We start from the raw sequence: 6,594 nt of genomic DNA, 5'->3' as shown, positions 1-6,594 counted from the left end.
GAACGACTCCAACCTCTTGATCACGCCCACCGGCACCGGCCACCTCGGCACCGCGCGCCGCCCCGCCGGGATGGGCTCGGTGATCAAGAGGTTTGCGTCACGGGGGCGGGCCAGGATGACGCAAACCTCTTGATCAACACGGGCGGGGCCGGCGGGGTGGGAGGGGGCGGGTGGGGGTTAGAGGGTGCAGTTGATGAGGACGGGTTCGGGGTGGAGGGGGACGGCGAAGCGGGTGTGGACGCCGTCGCGGATCTCCCGGGCGAGGGCGATCAGGTCGGCGGTCCGGGCGGTGCCGCTGTGGTTGGTCAGGGCCAGGGTGTGCTTGCCGGAGATGGCGGTGCCACCCGGCCCGGGGTGCCCCTTGGCGAAGCCCGCCTTGTCGATCAGCCAGGCGGCGCTGACCTTCACCAGGTCACCGGGGCAGGGCCAGGAGGGGGGTTCGCCGATGTCGGCGGCGCGCTCGCGCAGCAGGTCGTACGCCGCCCGGTCGAGCACCGGGTTGGTGAAGAACGAGCCGACCGACCATGTGTCCGGGTCGGCGGGATCGAGCACCATGCCCTTGCCGGCGCGCAGGGTCAGCACCGTGTCCCGGGCGGCGGCCAGCGGCACCCGGTCACCGACCTCGACGCCGAGCGAGCGGGCCAGTTCGGCGTAGCGGACCGGCCCGGACACCGGCGAGCGGTCCAGCCGGAAGTCGACCGAGAGCACCACCCAGCGGTCGCTGTACTTGAAGATGCTCCCCCGGTACGCGAAGCCGCAGTCCTGGGCGGCGACGGTGGTCAGCCGGTCCTCGGCGCGGTCGTACACCTGGACGCCGGTGATCCGTTCGGCGACCTCCTGGCCGTACGCGCCGACGTTCTGGATGGGGGTCGCGCCGGCCGAACCGGGGATGCCGGAGAGGCACTCCAGGCCGGACCAGCCGTTGCCGACGGTGGCGGCGACGAGGTCGTCCCAGGGTTCGCCGGCTTCGACCCGTACGGTGACGGTGTCGGTGTCCTCGGCGACCACGGCGAAGCCCCGCGACCGGATCAGCACGACGGTGCCGGGGAAACCGGCGTCCCCGACGACCACGTTGCTGCCGCCGGCCAGGACCAGCACCGGTTCGTCGCGCCGGTGCGCCTCGCGGACCCGGTGGACGATCTCGTCGGCGCTGGTGGCGGCCACGCAGCGGGCGGCGGGGCCACCGAGGCGCAGGGTGGTGTATTCCGCCAGGGCGGCCGGATCGGCGGGTTGCGCGTCCGTTGTCGGTTTGGCGTAGACGTCTGACACGCCTTTCACCCTAGGCTGAGGGGTAGCCGCGGCACCCACTGGTCGCCGGGTCACCCCGGGGAGGATTGCGATGAGCAGACTGCACGCCACGAAGGACTTCTGGTTGGGAGCGCTCCGGGTCGACGGCCCGGCGTTCGCCGCGGCCGTCGCCGAGGCCCCGCCGGAGACACCCGTGCTGTCCTGCCCGGGGTGGACGGTGGCGGACCTGACCGTGCACCTGGCCGGCCTCTACCACTGGGTGCACTCCGTGGCCGGCGCCGGGGACACCGCGCAGCCGGCGAGCCGCGACGACACCATCGACCTGCCCGCCGGGTTGACGCCGCTCCAGCTCTGGCAGCACGAGTACGACCGGTTGATGACCCTGTTCGACGCGCTCGACCCGGAGGCCCCGGCGTGGAACTGGGCGCCGCAGCCGAAGAAGGCCGGTTTCTGGCCACGTCGGATGGCGCACGAGACGGCGGTGCACCGGTGGGACGCCCAGCTCGCGATCGCCGCAGGTGACCCGATCGAGGCGAAGCTCGCCACCGACGGGGTCAGCGAGGTGCTGGACACCTGGCTGCCGGCCGGTCGGCGCAGCGGTTCGGGGCAGTGGCAGGGGGTGGTGCACCTGACCGCAAGCGACGCCGCGCAGGACTGGTACCTGCGGATGCGTGGTGAGGGGGTGGCGCTGCTGGACACCGCGACGGTCTTCGGGCACGACGACCACCACGCCCGGGTGCAGGTCACCGGCTCGGCCAGCGACCTGCTGCTGGCGCTCTGGGGCCGGATCAGCTTCGACACCCTGGGGGTGGCGGGGGACCGTTCCCTGCTGGAGGGCCTGCGCGTCGGCTGACGCCCGCCCCCACCGTACGCCGCGTACCGAGAGCGGCCGTTCCTGCCGGGACGGCCGCTCTCGGCGTTCCCGGTGTTAGCTCCGGGCGGGCTGCTCACGGCGGTCCCGGCGTAGCTCCGGCGGTCGGCCGTGCGGTCCGACGACGGTCCGAGAGAGCGCTCTCTTGACAGGAGTCCATCGACCCACCACCCTGTCGTGAGAGCGCTCTCTCACCGAGATCGAATCCGGGCCGACGACCGCGCGGCCCGCTCATACGCAGGTCCACACCCCACCACCCGACCTGAGAGGGGTCCGACCCATGGGTGTCTTTTCCCGCCGCCGCCTCGCGGCGATCGCCCTGGTGGCCACCACCGCGCTGCTCGGCACCACCGCCTGCGGCGGCGACGACGAGGCCGCCGACGGCGGGCCGGTCACGCTGACCGTCGACGTGTTCGGCCAGTTCGGCTACGAGAAGCTCTACCGGCAGTACGAGGCCGACCACCCCGGCATCAAGATCGTCGAGCGGGGCACCGGCGGCAACCTCGACGAGTACTCCCCCAAGCTCACCCAGTGGCTCGCCGCCGGCAAGGGCGCCGGGGACGTGGTCGCCATCGAGGAGGGGCTGCTGGTCGAGTACAAGGCCAACCCGCAGAACTTCGTCAACCTGCTCGACCACGGTGCCGCCGACCTCAGGGGCAACTTCCTGGAGTGGAAGTGGAACGGCGGGCTGACCGCCGACGGCAAGCAGCTCATCGGGCTGGGCACCGACGTCGGCGGGATGGCGATCTGCTACCGCAAGGACCTCTTCGCCGCCGCCGGCCTGCCCACCGACCGGGAGGCCGTGTCCAAGCTCTGGCCCACCTGGCAGGACTACGTGCGGGTCGGCGAGCAGTTCAAGGCGAAGAACACCGGCGCGGCCTTCCTGGACGCCGCCACCAACACCTTCAACACCATCCTGTTGCAGACCGCCGGCAACACCACCGGCTACAGCTACTACGACACCGCCGACAAGCTGGTGGTCGACAGCAACCCGGCGGTACGCCAGGCGTACGACACCACCGTCGACATCATCGACTCCGGCCTGTCCGGCCGGTACGGGGCCTGGTCGGAGGAGTGGGTGTCGGCCTTCAAGCAGGCCAAGTTCGCCACCATCGCCTGCCCGGCCTGGATGACCGGGGTGATCGAGGGCAACGCCGGCCCGGACGCCAAGGGCAAGTGGGACATCGCCCAGGTGCCCGGCAGCGGCGGCAACTGGGGCGGCTCATACCTGGCGGTGCCGAAGCAGAGCCGGCACCAGGCCGAGGCGATCGACCTGGCCAAGTTCCTGACCAGCGCCAAGGGCCAGATCGGCGCGTTCCAGGAGAAGGGGCCGCTGCCGTCGTCCCCGCAGGCGCTGGACGACCCGGCGATCGTCAACTCGACGAATGCGTACTTCTCCGACGCCCCGGTCGGCAGGATCTTCGCCGCCGGCGCCAAGAGCCTCAAGCCGGTCTACATGGGCCCCAAGAACCAGGCCGTCCGCACCGAGGTGGAGAACGCCGTGCGCACCGTCGAGCTGGGCCAGCGCAACCCCGCCCAGGGCTGGACCGACGCCACCACCAACGCCCGCAAGGCCGCCGCCAAGTAACCCCGTGCGGGGGCGGGCAGGTGCAGGCCGGGACCACGAGAGGAAGAGCACGGGAGATGGTTGTTCAGGTCGACGGTCCGCCGCCGGGGGCGGTACGGACCCGGAGCAGACGGCCGGAGCGGGAGCACCGGTTGGCCCGGCTCGACGTCAGGTACTCGCCCTACCTGTACGTGACGCCGTTCTTCCTGCTCTTCGCGATCTTCGGGTTGTATCCGCTGGCGTACACGTTCTGGGTGTCGCTGCACGACTGGGACCTGTTGGGGGTGGACCCGGCCTTCGTGGGCGCGCAGAACTACACCCAACTGCTGGCCGACGCCGACTTCTGGAACTCGGTGGTGAACACCCTCGGCATCTTCGTCCTCTCCACGGTGCCGCAACTGCTCGCCGCCCTCTGGCTGGCCAACCTGCTCAACCGCCGGCTACGGGCACGGACCACCTGGCGGATGGCGGTGCTGGTGCCCAACGTCACCTCGACGGCGGCGGTGGCGATCGTCTTCGCGGTGCTGTTCGGCCGCGAGTTCGGCATGATCAACTGGCTGCTCGACCTGGTCGGCGTCGACGCGATCGACTGGAAGGCGAACCGGCTCGCCGCCTGGACGGCAATCTCCGCCATGGTCGACTGGCGGTGGACCGGCTACAACGCGCTGATCTTCCTGGCCGCGATGCAGGCCATCCCCCGCGACCTGTACGAGTCCGCCTCGATCGACGGGGCCGGCCGGGCCCGGCAGTTCTGGTCGATCACCGTGCCGCTGCTCAAACCCACGATCATCTTCGCGGTGATCATCTCCACGATCGGCGGACTGCAACTGTTCACCGAGCCCCGGCTGTTCAATTCCGGCACCAACGCGATCCGGGGCGGGCCGCTGCGCGAATCCCAGACGATGACCATGTACATGTTCGAGAACGCCTTCGCCCCGCACTACAACTTCGGCTACGGCTCGGCCGTCGCCTGGCTGCTCTTCGCCCTGATCGCGGTGGTCGCGGCGATCAACGTACTGATCCTGCGCCGGCTCGGCGGCGGCGCCCGCAAGGGGGACCGATGAACCGCATCTGGTCGGCCGGCCGGCTCACCTACCCGGCACTGACGCTCACCGCCCTGCTGTCGATCTTCCCGATCTACTGGATGTTCGTGGTCGCCAGCCGCAGCAGCGACGCGATGGGCCAGGTTCCGCCACCGCTCACCCCCGGTGGCAACCTCGGCGCGAACATCACCCGGCTGTTCGCCAACCCCGACGCGCACTTCCTCACCGGCCTGGTCAACTCGACGATCGTCGCGGTCAGCGTCACCTTCTCGGTGGTGCTCTTCTCCACGCTGGCCGGGTTCGCCTTCGCCAAGCTGCGGTTCCGGGGCCGCAACGCGCTGCTCATGATCATCATCGCCACCATGATGGTGCCCACCCAGCTCGGGGTCATCCCGCTGTACCTGCTGATGACCAAGCTGAACTGGAACGACCGGCTGCCGGCGGTGATCGTCCCGGCCCTGGTCACCGGGTTCGGCGTATTCATGATGCGCCAGTACGCGGCTCAGGCGGTCAGCACCGAGCTGATCGAGGCCGCCCGGGTCGACGGCTGCCACACGCTGCGGATCTACTGGAACGTGGTGCTGCCCGCGCTGCGCCCGGCCGCCGCCGTCCTCGGCCTGCTCACGTTCATGACGACCTGGAACGACTTCCTCTGGCCGTACGCTGTGCTCAACGACCCGGAGAACCCGACCGTGCAGTTGTCGTTGCGGGCCCTCTCCGACGGTTACTACCAGGACATGTCGCAGGTGTTCACCGGCACGGCGATCGCGACGCTGCCGCTGCTGCTGGTGTTCGTCGTGTTCGGCCGCCAGATCATCGGCGGCATCATGGAAGGTGCGGTCAAAGCGTGAGCGCGAGGAGTGAGCCGGTTTTGCGAGCCCCGCAGTCGCGAACGAAGGAGGTAGCCGCGTGAATGAGGTTCGATTTCCGGAGGGCTTCGTGTGGGGCGCGGCGACCGCCGCGTACCAGATCGAGGGCGCGGCCCGCGACGACGGTCGCGGCGAGTCCATCTGGGACACCTTCAGCCGTACGCCGGGCAAGGTGTTCGCGGGGCACACCGGTGACGTCGCCTGCGACCACTACCACCGGTACGCCGACGACGTGGCGCTGATGGCCGAGCTGGGGCTGGCCGCGTACCGGTTCTCGGTGGCCTGGCCCCGGATCAGGCCGGACGGCACCGGCCCGGTCAACCCGCGCGGCCTGGACTTCTACGACCGGTTGACCGACGCGCTGCTCGACCGGGGCATCGACCCGATCGTCACGCTCTACCACTGGGACCTGCCGCAGACGTTGCAGGACCGGGGCGGCTGGGCCAGCCGGGAGACCGCCGAGCACTTCGCCGACTACGCCCTGGCGGTGCACGCCCGGCTCGGTGACCGCATCCGCACCTGGACGACGCTCAACGAACCGTGGTGCTCGGCGTACCTCGGGTACGGCAACGGGGTGCACGCGCCCGGGGTGCAGGACGCCGGGGCGGCCTTCTCCGCCGTACACCATCTGCTGCTCGCGCACGGCCTGGCCGCCCAGGCGCTGCGGACCGGCGGGGCGGCCCGGGTCGGCATCACGCTCAACCCCGCCGACGTGCAGCCCGCCGACGCGGACAGCGCGGCCGACGCCGCCGCCGTACGCCTGGTCGACGGCCTGCACAACCGGATCTTCCTCGATCCACTGCTGGTCGGCGGGTACCCGGACGACGTCCGTGAGCACGTGGCACGGCTGGTCGAGCCGACCTTCGTCCGGGACGGCGACGAGAAGATCATCGCGGCGCCGATCGACCTGCTCGGCATCAACTACTACTCGACGGGTCGGGTGCAGCGGCTGCACGGCGAGCCGGTCGTCGGCGACGGCAGCCCCGGCGTCGACGG

General features: G+C 70.7%; 6 protein-coding genes. 5 read left to right on the top strand and 1 reads right to left on the bottom strand.

Annotated features, from left to right (window positions below):
* Positions 1 to 177: 177 nt before the first annotated feature.
* Positions 178 to 1,269 carry a UDP-N-acetylmuramate dehydrogenase gene (locus ACOJTC_RS27865; RefSeq protein ID WP_420119108.1) on the bottom strand — a complete coding sequence of 364 codons (1,092 nt, stop codon included), beginning with the start codon at positions 1,267 to 1,269 and terminating at the stop codon, positions 178 to 180.
* 70 nt (positions 1,270 to 1,339) lie between these two features.
* On the opposite strand from ACOJTC_RS27865, the gene ACOJTC_RS27860 reads away from it, so the two are divergent.
* The 5 genes from ACOJTC_RS27860 to ACOJTC_RS27840 form a co-directional block, all read left to right on the top strand.
* The gene (locus tag ACOJTC_RS27860) at positions 1,340 to 2,101 is read left to right on the top strand and encodes a maleylpyruvate isomerase family mycothiol-dependent enzyme (RefSeq protein WP_420119107.1); all 762 of its coding nucleotides are present in this window, start codon (positions 1,340 to 1,342) and stop codon (positions 2,099 to 2,101) included.
* 298 nt (positions 2,102 to 2,399) lie between these two features.
* Positions 2,400 to 3,707: an ABC transporter substrate-binding protein gene (locus tag ACOJTC_RS27855; RefSeq protein ID WP_420119106.1), complete on the top strand. Its 1,308-nt coding sequence runs from the start codon at positions 2,400 to 2,402 to the stop codon at positions 3,705 to 3,707.
* 56 nt (positions 3,708 to 3,763) lie between these two features.
* Positions 3,764 to 4,750: a carbohydrate ABC transporter permease gene (locus ACOJTC_RS27850; RefSeq protein WP_420119105.1), complete on the top strand. Its 987-nt coding sequence runs from the start codon at positions 3,764 to 3,766 to the stop codon at positions 4,748 to 4,750.
* Positions 4,747 to 5,580, top strand: a complete 834-nt coding sequence (locus ACOJTC_RS27845; protein ID WP_208567902.1) for a carbohydrate ABC transporter permease — start codon at positions 4,747 to 4,749, stop codon at positions 5,578 to 5,580. The genes ACOJTC_RS27850 and ACOJTC_RS27845 overlap by 4 nt, the downstream gene beginning before the upstream one ends.
* Before the next feature lie 58 nt (positions 5,581 to 5,638).
* Positions 5,639 to 6,594, top strand: a 956-nt coding sequence (locus tag ACOJTC_RS27840; protein ID WP_420119104.1) for a glycoside hydrolase family 1 protein, incomplete at its 3' end; no start/stop codon positions are given.

Origin of the sequence: Micromonospora sp., from assembly GCF_048594385.1 — a bacterium.
In the GTDB taxonomy this organism is placed as follows: domain Bacteria; phylum Actinomycetota; class Actinomycetes; order Mycobacteriales; family Micromonosporaceae; genus Micromonospora; species Micromonospora wenchangensis.
Note: the sequence above shows the minus strand (reverse complement) of the source record. Positions and strands in the feature narration are given on the sequence as shown.

Excerpts from the sequence above, each read along its gene's own strand:
- ACOJTC_RS27855 (WP_420119106.1), top strand. The coding sequence starts at position 2,400 with ATGGGTGTCTTTTCCCGCCGCCGCCTCGCGGCGATCGCCCTGGTGGCC.
- ACOJTC_RS27860 (WP_420119107.1), top strand. The coding sequence starts at position 1,340 with ATGAGCAGACTGCACGCCACGAAGGACTTCTGGTTGGGAGCGCTCCGG.
- ACOJTC_RS27850 (WP_420119105.1), top strand. The coding sequence starts at position 3,764 with ATGGTTGTTCAGGTCGACGGTCCGCCGCCGGGGGCGGTACGGACCCGG.
- ACOJTC_RS27845 (WP_208567902.1), top strand. The coding sequence starts at position 4,747 with ATGAACCGCATCTGGTCGGCCGGCCGGCTCACCTACCCGGCACTGACG.